Genomic DNA, 20,681 nt, shown 5'->3' with positions numbered 1-20,681 from the left:
CCCGCCCGTCCACACGGAAGGAACAGCCCTCGTGAACAACGCGCAGCAGACCTTACGCCGGCGCAGCCGCCGCCTCCAGCGGACGGCCGGGCTCGTGGTGGCGCTGGTCACCACCGGTGCGCTGAGCGCCGTCCCCGCCTTCGCGGCGCCGACCTCCCCGGACGCCGCGCAGTCCACCGGCATGTCCGTCCCCAAGGACCCGATGGCCGCGGTCGCCGCGATGCAGCCCAGTTGGAACCTCGGCAACACGCTGGACGCCATCCCCGACGAGACCTCCTGGGGCAACCCGCTCACCACCAAGGCACTGTTCGACCGCATCAAGGCAGAGGGCTTCCGCAGCGTCCGGATCCCCGTCACCTGGTCCGGCCACCAGTCCGCCACCGCCCCTTACACCATCGACCCGGTGTGGATGGCGCGGGTCAGGCAGGTGGTCGACCTGGCCCTGGCGGACGGCCTCTACGTCGAGATCAACGTCCACCACGACTCGTGGCAGTGGATCAACAAGATGTCCACCGACCACGGCAACGTCGTGGCCCGGTTCAACGCGACCTGGCAGCAGATCGCCACCGCCTTCAAGGACGAGCCGCGCAAGCTGCTCATGGAGAGCATCAACGAGCCGCAGTTCGCCGACGCGACCGACGCCCAGAAGACCCAGTACCTGCGGGAACTCAACACCTCCTTCCACAGCATCGTCCGGGGCAGCGGCGGGGTGAACAAGGACCGCCTGCTCGTGCTGCCCTCGGAGGAGACCAACAACGCCCAGCACTGGCTCGACGACCTGTCGACCACGATGAGTTCGCTGCACGACCACAACCTGGTGGCGACCGTCCACTACTACAGCTTCTGGCCGTTCAGCGTGAACGTCGCCAACGGCACGACGTACGACGCCAGGACCCAGGCGGACCTGACCGAGGGCTTCGCCCGGGTGCACGACACCTTCGTCGCCAAGGGCATCCCCGTCTACCTCGGCGAGTACGGCCTGCTCAGCGAGCCCAACTCCGGCATCGTCGAGCGCGGGGAGATGCTGAAGTACTACGAGCACGTCAACTACGTCGCCCGGGCCAACGGCATCACCACCGCACTCTGGGACGACGCCAACTACCTGAACCGCGCCACCATGCAGTGGCGGGACCCCGCCCTCATGGCCCTGATCAAGTCGTCCTGGAGGACCCGCTCCGGCACCGCCTCCTCCGACAACCTCTTCCTGCCGAAGTCCGGCCCCATCACGGCGCAGACCGTCACCCTGAACCCCAACGGACTCTGGTTCGCGGGGCTGTGGCAGGGCGACCGCCCGCTGATCCCGTTCCTCGACTACACCCTCGACGGCGACCGGCTCACGCTGACCGCGGACGCCCTCACCCGGCTCGCCGGCGACCGCGCCCACGGGGTCAACGCGACCCTCCAGGTCCGCTACTCCGACGGAGTCCCCTGGAAGCTCAACGTGCGCACCGCCGGGCAACCGGTGCTGTCCGACGCCACCGGAACCGCCGACGGGCTCGCCGTCCCGACCCGGTTCAACGGCGACCTGCTGGCCAACGTGGAGTCCACGTACGCCGACGGCAGCGCCGCCGGCCCGTACGGCTGGACCACGTACCAGGAGTTCAACAACTACGCCGCCGACTATGACGCCAACACCACCGCCGTCAAGGCCGGCTTCATCCAGTCGCTGAAGGACGACGCCCCGGTGACGCTCACCTTCCGCTTCTGGAGCGGCGCGACCGTCACGTACCACGTGACCAAGTCCGGCACCACGGTGACCGGCACCGCCTCCTGACCCGGACCCGTCCCCGCCCCGGCCGTCGCTCCCGGCGGCCGGGGCCTCGCCCTGCCGAGGTTTGCGCATGTTCCCACTGTCCCCGCGCGTCCTGTTCGGCGCCGCCTACTACCCCGAGTACCAGCCGTACGACCGGTTGAAGGAAGACCTCGACCTGATGGCGGCGGCGAAGTTCACCGTCGTCCGGGTCGGCGAGTCGGTCTGGTCCACCTGGGAGCCCGAGAGCGGCCGGTTCGAACTGGACTGGCTGCAGCCGGTGCTCGACGGCGCCCACGAGCGCGGCATCGCGGTCGTGCTCGGTACGCCCACCTACGCCGTGCCGCCGTGGCTGAGCCGGCAGTACCCGGAGATCGCCGTCGAGCACGCCACCGGGCGCCCCATGGGCTGGGGCGCCCGCCAGGAGGCCGACTTCAGCCACCCCGCCTTCCGCTTCCACGCCGAGCGCGTCAGCCGCGCCATCCTCGCCCGCTACGCCGCACACCCCGCCGTGATCGGCTTCCAGGTGGACAACGAGCCCGGCCTGCGGCTGCCGCACAACCACGGCGTCTTCCAGCGCTTCGTCGACCACCTGCGGCAGACGTACGGCGACGTGGAGACCCTCAACCGCGCGTGGGGGCTGGTCTACTGGTCGCACCGGCTGTCCACCTGGGCCGACCTGTGGAAGCCCGACGGCAACCAGCAGCCGCAGTACGACGTGGCCTGGCGGGCCTTCCAGGCGCGGCAGACCACCGAGTTCGTCGCCTGGCAGGCCGCCATCGCCCGCGAGTACGCCCGCCCCGAGCAGTTCGTCACCACCTGCCTCGCCTACGAGCACCCGGCGATGGAGGACGACGAGGTGACCGACGCCCTGGACGTCACGGCGGCCAACCCGTACTACGAGATGCAGGACGCCCTCGCCCTGCCCGACCCCACGCCCGACGACCACGAGCAGCAGTGGATGACCACCGGCGTCTGGGCGCTCTACCGGAGCGCGGACCGGATCTTCTCCTCCCGGCAGGAGCCGTTCCTGGTCACCGAGACCAACGCCCAGGCGATCAGCGGCACCTCGGACAACCGGCCGGCCTTCGACGGCCAGTGGCGGCAGGCCGCCTGGGCGCTGGTCTCCCGCGGCGCCCGGATGATCGAGTACTGGCACTGGCACACCCTGCACTTCGGCACCGAGACCTACTGGGGCGGCATCCTCCCGCACAGCGGCCGGCCGGGCCGGGTGTACGCCGAACTCGCCCGTGTCGGCGCGGAGTTCGAGACGGCGGGCGAGCTGGTCGCCGGGATCGAGCCGGACGCCGACATCGCCATGGTGTACTCCGTGCCCAGCAAGTGGCTGATGCAGAAGTACCCGCCGCTGGCGACCCCCGACGGCAGCCCCGACTCCGCCTCCTACCACCGCATCTTCGACCCGTTCTACCGCGGCGCCTTCGAGTCCGGCCGCCAGGTGCGGATCCTGCACGCCCGCCAGCTGCACGACGCCCGGGGAGAGCGCGAAGGCGTGGCGCCGGAGGAGGCGGCGCGGCGCCACCCGGTGCTGGTCGCCCCGGCCCTCTACCTGGCCGAGGACTCCCTGCTCGACTGGCTCGCCGCGTACGCCCACGCCGGCGGGCACCTGGTCCTCGGCCCGCGCACGGGCTACGCCGACCACGAGGCCAGGGCACGCCACGAGCCGGCCCCCGCACGGCTCGTGACGGCCGCCGGCGCCTGGTACGACGAGCTCAGCAACCTCTCCGCCGACCTGCCGGTCCGCGCCGCGGCCGGCAGCCCGCTGACGCTGCCCGCCGGCGCCACCGCGACCCGGTGGGTGGAGGGCCTGACCGCCGTCGACGCCACCGCGCTGGTGGAGTACGACCACCCGCACTTCGGCCGCTGGCCCGCCGTCACCACCCGCCGCCACGGCGCCGGCCGGGTGACCTGCGTGGGCACCGTGCCCGGCCGCGACCTCGCCCGCGAGCTCGCCGCCTGGCTGGCCCCGGTCGCCGTCGGCGGCTGGCACGGCCTGCCCGAGTCCGTCACCGCGACCACCGGCACGGCCGCCGACGGGCGCCGGGTCCACGTGGTGCACAACTGGAGCTGGCAGCCCGCCGAGGTCCGGACACCCGCAGGCCTGACCGACGTCCTGGACGGCAGCGCGCTCGACCCGGGCGCCCGAGTCCGGCTCGGCGCCTGGGACGTACGGGTCCTCACCTCAGACTGACCTGGTCACGGCGGGTGCCGGCGGGCCGCCCGGGCACTGCGGCCGGCCGCGCCACCTCGCCTTCGTCAGCCGCCGACGGATCTCCGGCGACACTAGGAAGGCATACGCCGCACGGCCTCGTCCGGTTGGGCGGATCGCACGGGGCCTGTGCTGCCGCGCAGGGACACCGGCGGAGCCAGCAGGATGTTGCGGAGGGGGGTCGCGGGGTCAACCATGCGTTCGAGCAGCAGGTCCATGGCCTGGGTACCGATGTCATCGGCCGGAACATCCGCGGCGGTCAGCGGGGGGCGGAACTCCTCGGCCCAGGTGCGGCCGACGACGCCGGTGATGGAGAAGTCCCTGGGCACGGCGAGGCCGGCCTCCTCGAGGCCGCGCTGGATGCCGGGCAGCGCGGCTTCGTTGATGGTCGCGACCGCGGTGACGTCGGGGTGGTCTTGCAGGAGCCGGGTGACGCACTCCAGGCCGGCGGCGGCGTCGTCCCCGCACTCCAGGTCGACGCCCTCGATGCCTCGCTGGGCGAGAGCGGCGACGAACCCGTCACGGGCCCGGTGTCCGGGCCCGTAACCGGCTGCCATCAGTTCGACGGAGCGGTTGACCAGCGCGATCCGGGTGTGGCCCAGGTCCGCGAGGTGGTGAACGCACCGGTTGATCACGGTGGTGTAGTCGACGTCGATCCAGCACATCTCGTGGGCGCGGGCCGTGTGCCCGATGCCGACGAACGGCAGCTTGGCGTTCTGCAGCCTGCGAACCCGGGAGTCCTCGAGGCGGATCTCCATCAGAATGACTCCGTCGACGCGCCCTCCGGAGAGGAGGCGCTCGAACGATCGGTCGTGGTCGCCCCCGGAGGGGGACAGCAGGACGTCCAGGTCGGCACGGGCCGCGGCTTCGACCACGCTGGCCACAAAACCCAACTGCATGTGGGTCAGACGCCTGCTGGCGGGAGGGATCACCAGGCCGATGGTCCGGGTCCGGCCTTCCTTGAGGGCGCGGGCAGCGGCATTGGGCCGGTACCCGAGCTCGTCGATGACCTCCTGGATGCGCTTTCGCGTGGCATCCGAGACCGGGCGCTTGCCGCTGAGCGTGTAGGAGACTGTGCTCCGCGAGACGCCCGCCCGTCTGGCGATCTCCCCGATGTTCATCGCTGTCCTCATGGAAATGGGGTGGCCTTGATTCGCTGGTGGCGCGCACGTGTCGCGCCGATGGTCGAACCGATTCGGTAGACGGTAGTGCGCTTCTCCGCGCGCCGCAAGCGCACGACACGTGCCTCCTCCGCCAGGCGGTGAGTGACTCGACCGCGGCCGCCCTGCGACGAAGTTCACCCGATCTATTGACGCCCCCAGATGCCAGTCCTATGTTCCTGTCGAACCGATTCGCGGAATCGATTCGACACCGGGCTGTGACGCAGGGATGGCGTCCTCGCCGCCCGGTCCCCACCTCTCAGCGCCTTCCGCAAGACCGAAGGGTTCGGTGCCATGAACAGATCCACCGGCCGGCGGCTCGCCGCCGCCTCGCTCGCCGCCGTCGTCCTCGCCTCCGCCGGCACCGCGTGCTCCTCCTCGGCGGGGACGTCCGCCGCCGACGGGGGAAGCGCCTCCGCCGGCGGGGCCTACACCGTCTGGGACCCGTACCCGCAGTTCGACGGCGCCTCGGCCTGGGCCAAGCTGTTGGACACCTGCGGCGCCCAGGCCGGCGTGCAGATCAAGCGGACCGCCTTCGACACCAGCGACCTCACCAACAAGGCGCTCCTCGCGGCGCAGCAGGGCAACTCCCCGGACGTGCTGATCGTCGACAATCCGGTGGTGTCCACGCTTGCCCAGGCCGGTGTGCTGACGTCGACGAAGGAGAACAAGGTGGACACCTCGGCGGTGTCGCCCAACCTGCTCGCGGCCGGTCAGAGCGGCGGCGAGACGTTCGGCACCCCGATCGGCGCGAACACGCTGGCGCTGTACTACAACAAGGCGGTCCTGACGTCCGCCGGCGTGGACGTCGCCTCGATCAAGGACTGGGCGTCGCTGACCGCCGCCCTGGCGAAGGTCAAGGCCTCGGGCAAGAAGGGCATCACCTTCTCCGCGATCGGCACCGAGGAGGGGAGCTTCCAGTTCCTCCCGTGGTTCTGGGGGTCGGGTGCGCAGCTCACTCACCTGGACTCCGCCCAGGCCGCTTCCGCGCTGTCGCTGTGGACGGACTGGGTCAAGCAGGGCCTGGCTCCCAACTCGGTCATCAACAACACGCAGACCACCAGCTGGCAGGAGTTCGCCACGGGTGAGTTCGCCTTCGCCGAGAACGGCACCTGGCAGCTGGCCAACGCGAAGAAGGCCGGCTTCGAGTACGGGGTCGTCCCGGTCCCCGGTATGACCGGTGGCACCGCCCCGGCGCCGACCGGTGGCGAGTTCGTCACCGTCCCGGTCCAGAAGAAGACCGGCCGCTACGGCGTCTCGGACAAGCTGGTGTCCTGCCTGACCAGCGCGGACAACTCCCTCGCCACCGACACCACGCTGTCCTACATCGCCCCCACCCCGGCCGTGCAGGACAAGCAAGCCGCCGCCGACCCCGGTCTGAAGCCGTGGATCGACGCGGTCAAGGCCGCCAAGGGCCGCACCAGCGACGACCTGGGCACCAAGTACCCCAAGATCTCCGAGCAGTTGTGGACCTCGCTCCAGGCCGCGCTGACCGGTTCCAAGTCGCCGCAGGCCGCCCTGTCCGCGGCGCAGTCGGCCGCCGCCCGCTAGCGCCACCAGCCGCGAGGACGACAGGACCTCTGATGAACGACACAGCACAGATTCCGGAGAGCCGCTCTGTGCACGACGGAGACGGGGCGGCCGCCACCGCCCCGTCCCTCGGACGCACCGGCAGCGAACGCACCAGGTCCCGCCCCCGCTCCCCGCAGTGGGCGGCCTGGGGATTCCTGACACCGGTGGTGATCTACCTCGGCGTGTTCTACGCCTATCCCCTCTACCGCAACATCGACCTGAGCCTGCGCAACTACACGGTGCGCTCGTTCGTGAACGGCGATGCCCCCTTCACCGGACTGGCGAACTACCGCGTGGTCCTGGACGACCCCACATTCGTGCCCGCGCTGCTCCACACCGTGGTGTTCACCGCCGCCAGCCTTCTGCTGCAGTACGGGATCGGCCTGGCCCTCGCGGTCTTCTTCACCCATCACTTCCGCCTGGCGGCCACGCTTCGCGCCCTGTTCCTGGTGCCCTGGCTGCTGCCGCTGATCGTGTCCGCCTCCACCTGGTCGTGGATGCTCAACAGCGACTCCGGCGTCGTCAACTCCGTCCTGCACGCGATGGGCATCGGCCCGGTCAACTGGCTCACCTCCCCGAGCTGGTCCCTGGCGTCGGTGGTGATCGCGAACATCTGGATCGGGATCCCGTTCAACCTGGTGGTCCTGTACAGCGGTCTGCAGAGCATTCCGGCATCCCTCTACGAAGCCGCCGCCCTGGACGGCGCGAACGCCTGGCAGCGCTTCCGCCACGTCACCTTCCCGCTGCTGCGGCCGGTGTCGGCGATCACCCTGCTGCTGGGCCTGATCTACACCCTCAAGGTCTTCGACATCATCTGGATCATGACCAGGGGCGGCCCGGTCGACTCCTCGACCACGCTGGCGACCTGGTCCTACCGGCTCGGCTTCGGGAACGCGCTGCCGGCCTTCGGGCACGGCGCTGCCGTCGGAAACCTGCTGGTCCTGATCGCCCTGTTCTTCGGCATGGTCTACATCCGCGTCCAGCGAAAGCAGCAGGCGTCATGACCATACGACACCCCTCCTGGTGGAAGACCGCGACCGGCGTCGTGCTGACCGCGCTGATGCTGTTCCCGGTCTACTGGATGCTGAACGTCTCCTTCACCCGCGACCAGGACATGCGCAAGTCCCCACCGGACTGGTTCCCGGTCCACGGCACGCTGGAGGGCTACCGGGCCGTCCTGGACCAGCAACTCCCCTATCTGGGCACCAGCCTGGTCATCGCCCTCGGCACCGTCGCCCTCACCGTGGCCCTCGCCGCACCCGCCGGCTATGCGCTGGCGAAGCTGCGTCCGCGAGGCGGTGGAGCCGTCGGCTTCGTGCTGCTGGTCGCGCAGATGGTCCCCGGCATCATCATGGCGATGGGCTTCTACACCATCTACCTCAAGCTCGGGATGCTGCAGTCCGTGCCGGGCCTGATCGTCGCCGATTCCACGATCGCCGTCCCGTTCGCCGTGCTGATCTTCACCGCGTTCATGGACGGCATCCCCGGCGAACTGCTGCAGGCCGCCAGGACCGACGGCGCGGGCAACCTGCGGACCTTCTGGTCGATCGTCCTGCCGATGAGCCGCAACGCGATCGTCACCGTCTCGCTGTTCGCGTTCCTCTGGTCCTGGTCCGACTTCGTCTTCGCCAGCACCCTGGACGGCGGCGGCGCCCACGAGCCGATCACGCTGGGGATCTACCACTACATCGGCAACAACAACCAGCAGTGGAACGCCATCATGGCCACCGCCGTGGTCGCCTCGATCCCCACCGCGCTGATCCTGGTCCTGGCCCAGCGCTACGTCGCCGCCGGCGTCACCGCCGGATCCGTCAAGGACTGACACCCACCAGCACCTCCCGCCCCGGAAGCCTCTGCCCGTAGGCCGACCGCGTACCGCGGCCGCCACGAGGTCGGCAGAGCACGCCCCGCACCAGAAACGAGCGCCCTGCGATGACCGACGCCCCGACCGGCCCGGCCTTCAACATCCGCGAGATTCCGTTCAGCGGCCACGGCTCCTGGTTCAACATCTCACCCGTGACCTCCGAGCACGTCCGCGCCCAGGACCTGCACCTGGTCTCCCACCAGGGCGGCATGCACCCCGTGCTCCGCCTGGTCCCCGTCCGGGGGGCGGGCGGCGAACGGGTCGAGACGCACTGGAACGCCACACCGGGGCGGCTGACCTGGGCCGGGCAGAGCGGGCAGATCGAACTGACCTACCAGTGCGCCGACACCCTGCGGCTGCGCGGTACCGGCCTGAGCCTGCGGATCTGCGCCGCGGCCGAACGGCTCACGCCGTTCAGCGGCACGTACTTCATCCACGACCCGCTCGACGGCTCCTACCTGTTCACCTCCTACGAGACCGGCAGGCGCTACCGCATCAGCGTGCTGGCCGGGCAGGATGCGGACGTCCGTGGTGTGGAATCGCTCGGCGCCGCCGACCGCGGGCTGACCCTGATCGGCGACGACACCGGCTGGTGGGAAGCGGCCGTCGAGGAGCTCGACAGCGCCCGGCCACCCTACGCACCGTCAGACACCCACGAGAAGACGGCGGACCGGGCCGACCGGACGTTCACCGAGTTCGCCGACGCGGTCACCCCCTGGCGCACTCCGGATACCCCGGCCGCCGAACTGGCCGCCTACGTGCTGTGGTCCGCGACGGTGGGACCGTCCGGGTTCCTCGAGCGCCCTGCCGTACTGATGTCCAAGCACTGGATGGACAAGGTCTGGAGCTGGGACCACTGCTTCAACGCTCTCGCCCTGGCCCCCGGAGCCCCGGAGTTGGCCTGGGACCAGTTTCAGATCATGTTCGACCACCAGGACGGGAGCGGCGCACTGCCCGACTCCGTGACCCACTCCGAAATCCTCTACAACTTCGTCAAGCCCCCCATCCACGGCTGGGCCCTGCGCCACCTGCGCCGGCGCCTGCCGCGCCCGCTGAGCCGGACCGAACTCACCGAGTCGTACCACCGCCTGGAACGGTGGAGCAGGTTCTGGCTCGACTCCAGGCGCGCCCCCGGACAGACGCTTCCGCACTACCAGCACGGCAACGACAGCGGCTGGGACAACTCCACCGCCTTCGACCCCGGGCGCGTGCGGATCACCGCCGATCTCTCCGCCTTCCTGATCCTGCAACTGCGCGAACTCGCCGATCTGGCCACCGAGCTCGACCGCGCCGACGAAGCCACCGCTTGGGCGCACTCGGCCGAAACCCTCCAGGCCGCCGTGATCCGGGAACTGTGGACGGGCGAATGCTTCCAGGCCCGGTCCCCCCACACCGGCGCGGGCACCACCAGCCTGAGCCTGCTGGACCTGATGCCCATCGCCCTCGGCGAGCACCTGCCCACCGAGATCAGCACCAGGCTGGCCGCCCGCATCGAGACCCACCTGACCGCCCACGGGCTGGCCACCGAGCGCCCCGACTCGCCCCACTACCAGGCCGACGGCTACTGGCGCGGACCCATCTGGGCACCCGCCACCGTCCTCGTCGAGGACGGCCTGCGCCGCGCCGGGCACGTGGACCTGGCCGACGAGATCAGCGCCCGCTTCCGCGCCCTGTGCGAGAAGTCCGGCTTCGCCGAGAACTTCGACGCCCTCACCGGCGAAGGCCTGCGTGACCGCGCCTACACCTGGACCGCCAGCAGCTACCTCCTCCTCGCCGAGGCACACATCAGGCGCATCCACCCCGGAACGACGACCACCTGAGCGCACTGCACCGCTGAACCGTGAACAACAACCCACCCACGCGTCCGGCACGGGGCCGGCGCACCAGCAACGAGTCCTACCCCTGAAGGGACGCCAGGACATGCCAAGAATCGGGCAAAGACTCTCGACCGCGAGACGCCTCCTCCACGGCGTCACCACGACGCTGCTCCCCCTGACCCTCGTCGCCGGTATCACCACCGCGACGGCGACTCCGGCCTCCGCAGCCACCCCCACCCTCACCGTCGGCCTGGGCAACAGCACCGGAGGCGTCCACGGCGGTGCCTCCGGCGCCCTGTACGGCCTGTACGGCCAGGACGTGCCGACGAACAACCTCATCGAGGGGATGGGACTCCGGACCACCAACACCAAGGCACAGGACGGACAACAGCACCCGGGTTCGGACGCGCTGGAGGTCGCCAAGCCGTTCCTGGACAGCGGCGGCGAGGACGTCATGATCTACATGACGGACGTGTACCGCACGTTCAAATACGAGCGGACCAGCTACGCCGCCTACCAGGCGGCCATGAAGACCCAGATCGACCAGATCCTGGCGAGCCCCTCCAAGGACCACATCGTCCTGGTCCCCTACAACGAGCCCGACGGCATGTGGTTCCCAGGCGCGCGCAGCCAGTCGACGCCGCTGGCCGCCTTCGAGTCCGAGTGGCTCCAGACGTACAACTACATCAAGGGCCTCTGGCCCCAGGCCCGGATCGCCGGCCCCAACTTCTCCAGCTACACCGAGTTCGCCTACAAGGGCTTCCTCACCTACTGCAAGTCCAACAACTGCCTGCCGGACATCGCGACCTGGCACACCCTGGGCAGCCCTGCGGCCGTACGCACCACCGTCGACAACTTCCGCGCGGCCGAGACCTCGGTGGGTCTCACCTCGCACCTGCCGATCAACCTCAACGAGTACGCCTTCCGCTACCACCTGACCGACCCCGGCCAGATGGTGCAGTGGATCGCGGCCATGGAGGACGAGAAGGTCGACGGCAACCTGCCGTACTGGAACATCAACGGCAACCTCGGCGACTCCGCCGCCGCCCAGAACACCCCCAACGCCCAGTGGTGGCTGTACAACTGGTACAGCTCCATGAGCGGCAACACCGTCAAGGTCGCCAGCACCGGGGCCAATGCCGCCTACACGCTCCAGGGCCTGGCGAGTCTGGACACGGCCAAGAAGCAGGCCCGCGTGATCCTCGCCGGCGGTGGCACCAGCGGTGAATCCAGCACGGTCATCAAGAACATCGACCCCGCGGTCTTCGGCAGCACCGTGCACGTCAGCGTGTTCCAGGACCGCTACAGCGGCTACATCGGGGCGGCGGCCACCCCGACCCGGCTCTCCGACGCCGACGTCGCCGTGGGCTCCGACGGCTCGATCACCGTCCCCATCACCCTCGACGCGATGTCCGCGTACCAGGTGATCGTCTCCCCGGGCGGCACCGGCAGCACCACCGCCTCGGACAGCACCTGGCGGGCCTCGTACGAGGCCGAGAACGCCACGCTCAGCGGCAGCGGCTACAACATCAACACCGAGGGCACCCCCAGTAGGCTCGACAAGTTCGCCACCTCCGGCACCAAGGACGTCGGCGGCCTGCGCACCGGCTCGACCACGGTGATCTCCTTCAACGTCTCCGTGCCCACCACCGGCGACTACAACCTCTCGGTGTTCGGCAACAGCTACGCCAAGGATTCCGACGTCAAGGGCTCGACCAACATCTACGCGCGGGTCGACGGCGGTGCCTCCACCAGGATCGACATCCCGGTGGGCTTCCAGTGGGTGGTGTGGGGACACGATGACGCCACCGTGCACCTCACCGCGGGCAGCCACACCATCACCCTGGCCACCACCGGCGACAACGGCGCGACGACCGTCGGCGACGCCATCGTCGACAAGATCGACCTCCAGTACGAGGACCCCGCGGTCCAGGGCACCACGCTCTACGAGGCCGAGCAGGCGAACCTCTCCGACAGCGCCACCGCCACCTACACCGCCCAGGGCCAGTCCGGCGCGGGCGCGGTGAACCTCACCTCCGGCCAGTCCGCCACGTTCTGGGTCTACTCGGCGCGGGACGGCTACGCCGACCTGACCGCCCGCTTCCGCAACACCGGCCAGGCCGACCTCACCGTCAACGGCAGGACCGTCAACGACCAGACCCTCTCCGGCGCGACCACCAACGCCTGGTACACCTCCACCAACCGGATCTACCTGAGCGGCGGCATCAACAAGGTGAAGGTGACCGGCACCGGCGGCACCCTCGCCCTGGACGACCTGGCGGTGACCCCGTTCAGCGCCACCGACCCGGTCACCATCGGCAACGTCGTCACCTACCAGGCCGAGAACGGCACCCTCACCGGCACCGCGGCCGTCGACAACACCTACAGCCAGGCCAACGGCGGCGTCGTCACCGGCATCGGCAACGGAACCGCCAACTCCCTGACCCTCGACGTCAACGCGCCCACGGCCGGAACCTACGCCATGACCATGCGCTACGCCAACAACGAGGAACTGCCCTCCAACCACTACAACCCCGACCTGTACGCCGAGCACGCCGACGTCAGCGTCAACGGCGGCACCGCCACCCGCGTCAACTTCGCCAGCACCCTGCACTGGAACCAGCTCCAGAACTACACCGTCCCCATCACGCTCACCAAGGGCGCCAACACCGTCAAGTTCACCGCCTCACAGCTCTACAACTGGGACGGCACCACCATCGGCGTCGTCCACTCCGGCGGTGGCAGCGACATCGGACAGCCCATGCGCTCCAGCTCCGCGCCCCACCTCGACCAGATCTCCATCGCACCCGCGACCCCGCACATCGGCGCATCGTCCGGCTTCTCCTCCACGGCCGTCGCCCAGCACAGCCAGCTCTGCCTCGAAGACCCCGGCCGGTCCACCGCCAACGGCACCCAGTACCGGCAGAACACCTGCACGAGCGGCCAGGAGCAGACCTTCGACTTCCACCCCGTCGCCGGCACCGCCGACACCTACACCGTCGTCAACCACGCCAGCGGCAAGTGCCTGGACGTCTCGGCCCTGTCCACGGCCGACGGCGCCGCCGTCCAGCAGTGGACCTGCCTCAACGGCACCAACCAGCGCTTCACGCTCAGGGCGGTGACCGCGCTCGGCAACAACCACGACTACCAGCTGGTCGCCGTCCACAGCGGCAAGTGCGTCGACGTCAGCACCATCTCCACCGCACCCGGCGCCCTCGTCCACCAGTGGGCCTGCGACCCGGCAAGCGCCCTGACCACCAAGAAGAACCAGATCTGGCGCCTGACCGGCAAGGCATGACCGGCCGCCTCCGCAGCTCCGGGACCGCTCCGGTCCCGGCACCTTCACCGCACTCCCACCCAGAGGAGCCGCACCATGAAGTCACCCACCGCACGTCCCCGGCCGACGACCCGCACCGGACGACGAGCGGCCTCGAGCGTCGCCGTCCTGCTGGCCGCCCTGGCCGCGAACCTGGTGTCCGCCGCGCCGTCACCGGCCGCCGACACCTCGGTCGCCGTCGACTTCTCCACCGCCGGAGGCGCCCCCACCTACCGCGCCTCGGGCATGATCTACGGGCTGACTCCCAACGGGTCGCTGCCGCCGGACCACTTCTTCAAGGACATCAAGTGGCACTTCGAGCGGGCCGGCGGCGCTCAGCTCAACGGTGGCGGCTACGCCACCAGCCTCGCCGACTACCAGACCCGCTGGAACGCCACCCTCGCCCAGTACCGGCGCACCGTCGCCCTCGGCGGCACGTTCGTCATCCTGCCGCACGACCTGTGGGGCGCCGACGGCACCACCAGCCAGGGCTTCCCCGGCGACAACGGCAACTGGACGCTGTTCGACAACTTCGTCAACCAGCTGATCTCCGACGTCAAGGCCAACAACATGACGGTGGAGTGGGACCTGTGGAACGAGCCTGACCTCAACGGCTTCTGGAGCCGGTCCCAGAGCCAGTACCTGCAGATGTGGTCGCGGTTCCACGCCGCGGTGCGCGCCAAGCTGCCGGGGCAGCTCATCGTCGGCCCCAGCACGGCGAACCCGCCCGGTGCGTCCAACACCTGGTGGACCACCTATCTGAACCACGTGAAGTCCACCAACTCCGCCCCCGACATCTACAGTTGGCACGCCATCCCGCACGACCCCGTCACGGCCGTCGGCAGCGCCAACTCGACCATCGCCGCCGCGGGCCTGAGCAACACCCGCCCGTACCAGATCAACGAGTACGCCGGGGTCGAGCAGCAGAACCCCGGTGGCGGCGGCTGGTTCATCAGCCGCCTGGAGCGGGCCGGCGCCGACGGCCTGCGCTCCAACTGGGGAGGCGGCCCCGGCCTGCACGACTACGCGGCCAACCTGCTCACCAAGAACAGCTCCGGTCAGTACCTGCCGAAGGGCGAGTGGTTCCTCTACCGGTACTACGGCTCCCAGACCGGAAACATCGTGAACCTCACGCCCGGTGCCAACACCGACGGGCTGGCGACCAAGGACAACACCGCGCGCAACGCGAAGATCCTGCTGGGCAGCAACGGCAACACCGGCAACGTCACCGTCAACCTGGGCCGCCTCGACACCACCTCGGTGCCGGAGAACGGCCGGGTGCGGGCGATCGTCCAGCGCATACCGAACAACGGCGGCGGCGCGGTGACGGGGCCGGTGACGGTCTCCGACCAGACCCTGGCCGTGAACAACAACTCGGCCTCGGTGAACGTGCCGTGGACGGACGCCGCGGACGGCTACACCGTCACCCTGCTGCCGCCGTCCAACACCACCGTCTCCACCACCGCGGTGGTGCAGCACAGCGGTCAGTGCCTGGACGACACCAACCTCAGCGCCGCCGACGGCACCCAGTACCAGCAGTACCTCTGCGAGGGCGGCTACCAGCAGATGCTCGACCTCAAGCCGGTCGCCGGCCGGGCGAACACCTACACGGTGGTCAACGAGTACAGCGGCAAGTGCCTCGACGTCTCCGGCGCCTCCACGGCCGACGGCGCCGCCGTCATCCAGTGGACCTGCAGCGGCGGCACCAACCAGATGTTCACCTTCCAGCCCGTCACCGCACTCGGCAACAGCCAGGACTACCAGCTCGTGGCCGTCCACAGCGGCAAGTGCGTCGACGTCTCCGGCGTCTCGACCACCCCGGGCGCCCTCGTCCACCAGTGGACCTGCGACCCGGCGAGCAACCTGCCCAACAAGAGGAACCAGATCTGGCGCCTGACCGGCAAGGGCTGACCTACCGTCCCCGATACTTCCGGGTCGCCTGACGGTGCCACCGTGTGGGCGTGAAATCCGGCATCAAGGAGACAAGTTCTGGGCCCGGGCGGCGAGGCTCGCCCGGGCCGCCGTCATGAAGGCGGTTTTGTGCTCCTCCACGTGCTCGTTGACCTCCTTGTCGCCGATCTCCCGCCACACCGCCTGGTTGAGCGAGCGCCCATAGTCGTGAACGGGGGTGTGAAGGATCGAGTCGCAGAGCAACACCAAGTGCCGTTCGGCGACCCAGAGCCGGGTCATGGCTTCGCCGGCGGCCTTGTTCCAGCCGTCATCATCACCCCAAGATTCCGGTCGGTTGTAGGCGATCCGCTCAGCGTCCTGGGCACAGGCGATGAACTCCTTGATCGCCTGCAACTGTTCGGCGCGGCGTGCCTCGGCGGTTGCCGCACTCTGCCGCCGTTCGTAGGCCCGGTCGGCGGCACGATGGCCGGCACGCTGGGTGAGCGCGGTCAGTCCGCCGCCCAGCACAACACCACCGAGCGAGAAGGCAGATGCCCACAGTTCCAGTGCCACTCCGGCGCCCCCTACGACAAGTCCTTGCGCATGATCGTGGACATCGTCTCGCACCTACGGATCGAGGCGCCGGGCGCCTTGGCTCCTGGGCGCGCGCGGGCCCGGCTCTCACGAGGTCGTGAGAGCCGGGCCCGGCTCATGCCTTCAGGAATGCGGTCAGCGCTGCAGGGTGAGCAGGCCCGGTCGGTACGGCAGCTGGATGTACGAGGTGCCCGACGGGACGTTGGGGGACAGGCCCTGGTAGAGCATCTGCAGGTTGCAGGGGTCGACCGTCATGGTCTGGTCGGGGTTGTTGCGGACCAGGTCACCGTGGCTGATGTCGTTGGTCCAGGTGGCGCCGCTGTTGGCCTTGCCGGCGAAGGGGTTGGCCTCGGTGGCGGCCTGCGCGGTCCACGGACCGTTCAGGCTGGTGGCGGTGAAGGAGCGGAAGTAGCGGTTCTCGGCCGCGCCGCGCGCCTCGACGATCATGAGGTACTGGTTCTGGCCCTGGACCTTGTAGACCTGCGGCGCCTCGAACAGGTTCTTCACCGTGTCGCTCATGACCGTGGTGTACGAGGAGCCGAAGCTGCCGGGGAAGTTCCCGATCGGCATGGTCGACTTGTAGATGCTGCCGTTGTCACCGGCGAAGAACAGGTACATGTTCTGGTCGTCGGCGATCAGGGTCGGGTCGATCGGGCCGCCGGTGGGGAGGCTACCGGTGAACAGTGCCTGCGGCGCGGACCAGCCGTTGGGGTTGGTCGGGTCGCTGGACGTGCGGTAGGTGAAGGGCCAGGCGGTACCCCAGCCCAGCGAGGCGAGCACCCAGGTGTTCTTGGGCGCGAAGTAGAACAGCTGGGGCGCCACCGCGGACGAGGGCATGGCGATCTGAGCGGCCGAGCCCATGTCCGACCAGTTCGTGAAGGGCGAGAAGCCCATCGACTTCCAGTTCGTTCCGTCGGAGAAGGTCGCGTAGACCAGGTGCTTGCCGTTGTAGACGGTGTCGGTGAAGTCCTTCAGCGAGGCCCAGCCGTTGGCCGGCTGCGCCAGCGCGCCGGTCGAGCTCCACCGGTACGTCGACGGCAGGGCACACGTGGTGCCCGTCCCGGACAGACCGGTCCACTGCTGGTTGCTGGCGCCGGTGCAGTTCCAGAGCTGCACCGCCGTGCCGTTGGCCGTGCCGCCGCCCGAGACGTCCAGGCACAGCCCGGACTCCACACCGACCACCGAGCCGTCGGCGTTCACCCGCCACTGCTGGTTCGCAGCGCCGGTGCAGGACCAGATCTCCACCTTCGTCCCGGCCGCGGTGGCGTGGCCCGGAACGTCCAGGCACTTGTTGCCGTACACGGTCAGCTGGTTGGAGGCCGTCAGCGTCCACTGCTGGTTCGTCCCGCCCCAGCAGTCGTAGATCTGCAGGAACGTGCCGTCGGTCTGGCTGGCGTTCGGGACGTCGAGACACCGGCCGGAACCCGTACCGCGCAGGGCGCCGGTGGTGGCGGCGTGCGCCGCCGGGTTGGCGACGACCACCGCCGCCATCGCCACCACGGCCGAGACCACGGAGGTGAGTACCACGGACAGTGGCCTGCGATGGGAACTTTGCCTGTGCATTGATATCTCCTACGGGAAGCTGTCACCCGGTGATGCCGGTGGGGCGGGTGACGTCGAGGCGGGCCTCGACGGCGTCGGGCGGGGCGCCGTCGAGCGGCTACGTGGCACGCCCGGAAAAAATGTTAGCGTTAACAATTCCGGTCGAGAGTGAACGCTTCTGGTTCCGGGTGTGAGCGGAGTCAATACCCGCCCAGCCAGGCACGTCAAGATGGCTGCAGCGACTTTTCCCGGTGAGCGGGCACCCGGCCAAGTCACCCGTGGAACGGGGCAGCTGAACCCTGCTCAGAGTGGCGCCTGTTGAGGAGCTTCGCAGATCCGGGCCGGTCCCGGCCATCCGATGTCCAGCGCGAGGGCGGAGATGCTATCTCTAGGAGTTCGCTCTGCGGTGACCTAACGAGGACGAAATGACTGAGGCGAACCTCGTCGTGCTGTCGGCCGGTGACGCGGCCCTCGCGCTCGACACCACCGGACCCGAACTGCCCCGGGTGCTGCACTGGGGCGTCGATCCCGGCTTCCGCGCCGGCGACGCCGCACAGGTGCTCGACGCCATGGGCCGAACCTCGCGCCACCAGGCCGGGAGCCTGATGCCCTCCCAGGGGCGGGGCTGGGGCTGGTTCGGACGCCCGGCTCTGGCCGGGCACCGCGAAGGCCGGGTCCGCCCCCCGCGCTTCGAGCTCGCCGAACCGGTCGCCGTAGACGCCGAGGACGGCCGGGGCGGCACCGTCCGCGTGCGGGCGTCGGACCCTGGTGCGGGGCTCGCGCTGTACACCGAGTTGGAGATGACGGAGCAGAGCGTGGTACGGCTGCGCCACACCCTGACCAACACGGCGACCGACACCTACACCCTGGACGTGCTGACGTGCATGCTGCCGGTCCCCGCCCACGCCGCGGAACTACTGGACTTCGCCGGCCGCTGGGCCCGTGAACGCTCCCCGCAGCGCTCGCCGCTGCGGCAGGGCATCCGGTCGAGGGAGAGCCGCCGCGGCCGGACCGGCTTCGACGCCGGGCTGCTGCTCGCCGGCACCGAAGGCTTCGGCTTCCGGCACGGCGAGGTCTGGGCCGTCCATCCCGCCTGGAGCGGCAATCACGTCCAGTACGCGGAGCGGCTGGCCGACGGGACGACGGTCCTCGGCGGCGGCGAACTGCTGGACGCGGGTGAGATCCGGCTGAAGGAGGGCGAGTCCTACCGAACCCCGTGGGTGTACTTCGCGGCATCCGGCACGGGTCTGGACGGGGTCAGCCGAGGATTCCACGACATGCTCCGGGCCCGGCCGCAGCACCCGACCACGGCCCGGCCGGTCACCCTGAACATCTGGGAGGCGGTCTACTTCGACCACGACCCCGAACGGTTGAGCGCCTTCGCCCGGACCGCGGCGGAGGTCGGCGTGGAACGGTTCGTCGTGGACGACGGCTGGTTCCGGCACCGCCGCCACGACCGGGCCGGCCTGGGTGACTGGTACGTCGACGAGACGGTGTGGCCGGACGGACTCCGCCCGTTCGCCGACCACGTCCACGGGCTGGGCATGCAGTTCGGCCTCTGGTTCGAGCCCGAGATGGTCAACCCCGACTCCGACCTGGCCCGCGCCCACCCGGGCTGGTTCCTCGCCGACCCCGAACGCCTCCCGTTCGAGCAGCGCAGCCAGCACGTCCTGGACGTCGCGCACCCCGACGCCTACGCCTACCTGCTGGACCGGATCAGCACCCTGGTCGGGGACGTGGGCATCGACTACATCAAGTGGGACCACAACCGCGACCTCGCCGACGCCGTCCACGACGGCCGGCCCGGCGTGCACGCGCAGACGACGGCGGTCTACCGGCTCCTGGACGAACTGCGCGCCCGCCATCCCGGTCTGGAGATCGAGTCCTGCTCCTCCGGCGGCGCCCGCGCCGACCTCGGCATCCTCGAGCGCACCGACCGGATCTGGGGATCGGACAACATCGACCCGATCGAACGCCAGGCCATCCAGCGCTGGACCGGCCTGCTCCTGCCGCTCGAGCTGATCGGCTCCCACGTCGGCTCCGCCCCCGCCCACATCAGCCACCGCGACACCGCACTCGCCTTCCGCTGCGCCACCGCCCTGTTCGGGCACGCCGGTATCGAATCGGACATCTCGACCTGGTCGAAGGACGACCTGAACGCGCTCACCTCGTGGGTCGGCGCCTACAAGCACCTGCGGCCGCTGCTCCACGGCGGCGACGTCGTCCGCACCGACCACCCCGACCCGGCCGCCTGGGTCCACGGCGTCGTATCCCGGGACCGCTCCCACGCCGTCTTCGCCTACGTTCAGCTGGGCACCTCCGTCACCGCGAACGGCGCTCCCGTACGCCTCCCGGGGCTCGAGCCCGACACCCGCTACTCCCTGCGGGTGCGCCCCGAGCTCTCCTCCCCCGAGCACACCTGGCCCGCCTGGGCGAAGCGGGCGACCGCCCTCACCGTGACCGGCCGGTACCTGGCCCAGGTCGGCCTGGCCGCACCGGACACGGCCAACCGCCCCGGCCACGCGCTGGTGGTCGAAGCCCAGGCGCAACCCCCGGCCGCTCGAACGTCGTGAACCTCCGCAGGGCGCCCCACACCCGTGCCTGCCCCTACACCCCTCGACTCCGACCAGTTCTTCTCCGCGCTGGAACGCGTCGCGGCCGGCGGGACCGCCATGGACCCGGCAGTCATCGCCAAAATCCAACCAGGCCATCGGCCGCCGCCTCTTCCGTGTCCACCCGACAGTGACACCAGCCCAGCTGTGCTGGGCCGCAGGGCGTTGTCCCCCTGCGCGCAGCGCCGGGTTGTCGACGGTGAGGGCGCGATCGAGCTCGGCGGCCAGGTCGGCCGGGGTGGAGGCGAGCCGGGGGGGGGGGGGGGGGGGGCCCCCCCCCCCCCCGGGCGCGGTGGGGGGGGGGTGCAGCGGGGGGGCGCGGGGGGGCAGCGGGCCG

12 protein-coding genes and 1 pseudogene are annotated in these 20,681 nt (G+C 70.0%); 10 read left to right on the top strand and 3 right to left on the bottom strand.

Annotated elements, in window-relative coordinates:
• Window positions 1-31: 31 nt before the first annotated feature.
• Together AB0P35_RS29805 and AB0P35_RS29800 are read left to right on the top strand one after the other, a co-directional pair.
• The gene (locus AB0P35_RS29805; RefSeq protein WP_363516819.1) at window positions 32-1,774 is read left to right on the top strand and encodes a cellulase family glycosylhydrolase; all 1,743 of its coding nucleotides are present in this window, start codon (window positions 32-34) and stop codon (window positions 1,772-1,774) included.
• Between the two features lie 67 nt (window positions 1,775-1,841).
• Entirely contained in the window at window positions 1,842-3,959 is a 2,118-nt protein-coding gene (locus AB0P35_RS29800) for a beta-galactosidase (protein WP_363516816.1), read from the top strand.
• A gap of 92 nt (window positions 3,960-4,051) precedes the next feature.
• On the opposite strand, the gene AB0P35_RS29795 is transcribed toward AB0P35_RS29800, so the two are convergent.
• Window positions 4,052-5,098 (bottom strand): LacI family DNA-binding transcriptional regulator, encoded by a 1,047-nt coding sequence (locus AB0P35_RS29795; RefSeq protein ID WP_363516878.1) that lies wholly within the window; start codon window positions 5,096-5,098, stop codon window positions 4,052-4,054.
• A gap of 333 nt (window positions 5,099-5,431) precedes the next feature.
• On the opposite strand from AB0P35_RS29795, the gene AB0P35_RS29790 reads away from it, so the two are divergent.
• From AB0P35_RS29790 to AB0P35_RS29765, 6 genes are all read left to right on the top strand, one after another.
• Entirely contained in the window at window positions 5,432-6,688 is a 1,257-nt protein-coding gene (locus AB0P35_RS29790) for an extracellular solute-binding protein (protein ID WP_363516813.1), read from the top strand.
• 32 nt (window positions 6,689-6,720) lie between these two features.
• Window positions 6,721-7,713, top strand: coding sequence for a sugar ABC transporter permease (locus tag AB0P35_RS29785; RefSeq protein ID WP_363516810.1), 993 nt, complete (start codon window positions 6,721-6,723; stop codon window positions 7,711-7,713).
• On the top strand, window positions 7,710-8,531 hold the full coding sequence (locus AB0P35_RS29780) for a carbohydrate ABC transporter permease (RefSeq protein WP_363516807.1): 822 nt from the start codon (window positions 7,710-7,712) through the stop codon (window positions 8,529-8,531). Before AB0P35_RS29785 ends, AB0P35_RS29780 begins: the two co-directional genes overlap by 4 nt.
• 110 nt (window positions 8,532-8,641) lie before the next feature.
• The gene (locus tag AB0P35_RS29775) at window positions 8,642-10,393 is read left to right on the top strand and encodes a trehalase family glycosidase (RefSeq protein ID WP_363516804.1); all 1,752 of its coding nucleotides are present in this window, start codon (window positions 8,642-8,644) and stop codon (window positions 10,391-10,393) included.
• 100 nt (window positions 10,394-10,493) lie between these two features.
• Window positions 10,494-13,688 (top strand): RICIN domain-containing protein, encoded by a 3,195-nt coding sequence (locus AB0P35_RS29770; RefSeq protein ID WP_363516801.1) that lies wholly within the window; start codon window positions 10,494-10,496, stop codon window positions 13,686-13,688.
• Window positions 13,689-13,763: 75 nt separating this feature from the next.
• Complete coding sequence (locus AB0P35_RS29765; RefSeq protein ID WP_363516798.1) at window positions 13,764-15,617, top strand: RICIN domain-containing protein; 1,854 nt, start codon at window positions 13,764-13,766, stop codon at window positions 15,615-15,617.
• Window positions 15,618-15,680: 63 nt separating this feature from the next.
• Here AB0P35_RS29765 and AB0P35_RS29760 read toward each other — a convergent pair whose 3' ends face one another.
• Window positions 15,681-16,169, bottom strand: coding sequence for a hypothetical protein (locus tag AB0P35_RS29760; protein ID WP_095877998.1), 489 nt, complete (start codon window positions 16,167-16,169; stop codon window positions 15,681-15,683).
• 156 nt (window positions 16,170-16,325) lie between these two features.
• Window positions 16,326-17,753 carry a non-reducing end alpha-L-arabinofuranosidase family hydrolase gene (locus AB0P35_RS29755; RefSeq protein WP_363516795.1) on the bottom strand — a complete coding sequence of 476 codons (1,428 nt, stop codon included), beginning with the start codon at window positions 17,751-17,753 and terminating at the stop codon, window positions 16,326-16,328.
• A gap of 404 nt (window positions 17,754-18,157) precedes the next feature.
• Between AB0P35_RS29755 and AB0P35_RS29750 the strand changes: the two genes are divergently transcribed.
• Window positions 18,158-20,305, top strand: a complete 2,148-nt coding sequence (locus AB0P35_RS29750) for an alpha-galactosidase (RefSeq protein WP_363516792.1) — start codon at window positions 18,158-18,160, stop codon at window positions 20,303-20,305.
• A 45-nt stretch (window positions 20,306-20,350) separates the two neighbouring features.
• Window positions 20,351-20,428, top strand: a pseudogene (locus tag AB0P35_RS29745) (DNA-binding response regulator); the annotation flags it as partial.
• Between the last annotated feature and the right edge of the window lie 253 nt (window positions 20,429-20,681).

This window comes from Kitasatospora sp. NPDC085879 (genome assembly GCF_040686255.1).
Taxonomy (GTDB): domain Bacteria; phylum Actinomycetota; class Actinomycetes; order Streptomycetales; family Streptomycetaceae; genus Kitasatospora.
Note: the sequence above shows the minus strand (reverse complement) of the source record. Positions and strands in the feature narration are given on the sequence as shown.

Bases quoted from the DNA above. Each gene is read 5' to 3' on its own strand.
- AB0P35_RS29800 (WP_363516816.1), top strand. From the start codon at position 1,842: ATGTTCCCACTGTCCCCGCGCGTCCTGTTCGGCGCCGCCTACTACCCC.
- AB0P35_RS29795 (WP_363516878.1), bottom strand. From the start codon at position 5,098: ATGAACATCGGGGAGATCGCCAGACGGGCGGGCGTCTCGCGGAGCACA.
- AB0P35_RS29790 (WP_363516813.1), top strand. From the start codon at position 5,432: ATGAACAGATCCACCGGCCGGCGGCTCGCCGCCGCCTCGCTCGCCGCC.
- AB0P35_RS29785 (WP_363516810.1), top strand. From the start codon at position 6,721: ATGAACGACACAGCACAGATTCCGGAGAGCCGCTCTGTGCACGACGGA.
- AB0P35_RS29780 (WP_363516807.1), top strand. From the start codon at position 7,710: ATGACCATACGACACCCCTCCTGGTGGAAGACCGCGACCGGCGTCGTG.
- AB0P35_RS29775 (WP_363516804.1), top strand. From the start codon at position 8,642: ATGACCGACGCCCCGACCGGCCCGGCCTTCAACATCCGCGAGATTCCG.
- AB0P35_RS29770 (WP_363516801.1), top strand. From the start codon at position 10,494: ATGCCAAGAATCGGGCAAAGACTCTCGACCGCGAGACGCCTCCTCCAC.
- AB0P35_RS29765 (WP_363516798.1), top strand. From the start codon at position 13,764: ATGAAGTCACCCACCGCACGTCCCCGGCCGACGACCCGCACCGGACGA.
- AB0P35_RS29755 (WP_363516795.1), bottom strand. From the start codon at position 17,753: ATGCACAGGCAAAGTTCCCATCGCAGGCCACTGTCCGTGGTACTCACC.
- AB0P35_RS29750 (WP_363516792.1), top strand. From the start codon at position 18,158: ATGACTGAGGCGAACCTCGTCGTGCTGTCGGCCGGTGACGCGGCCCTC.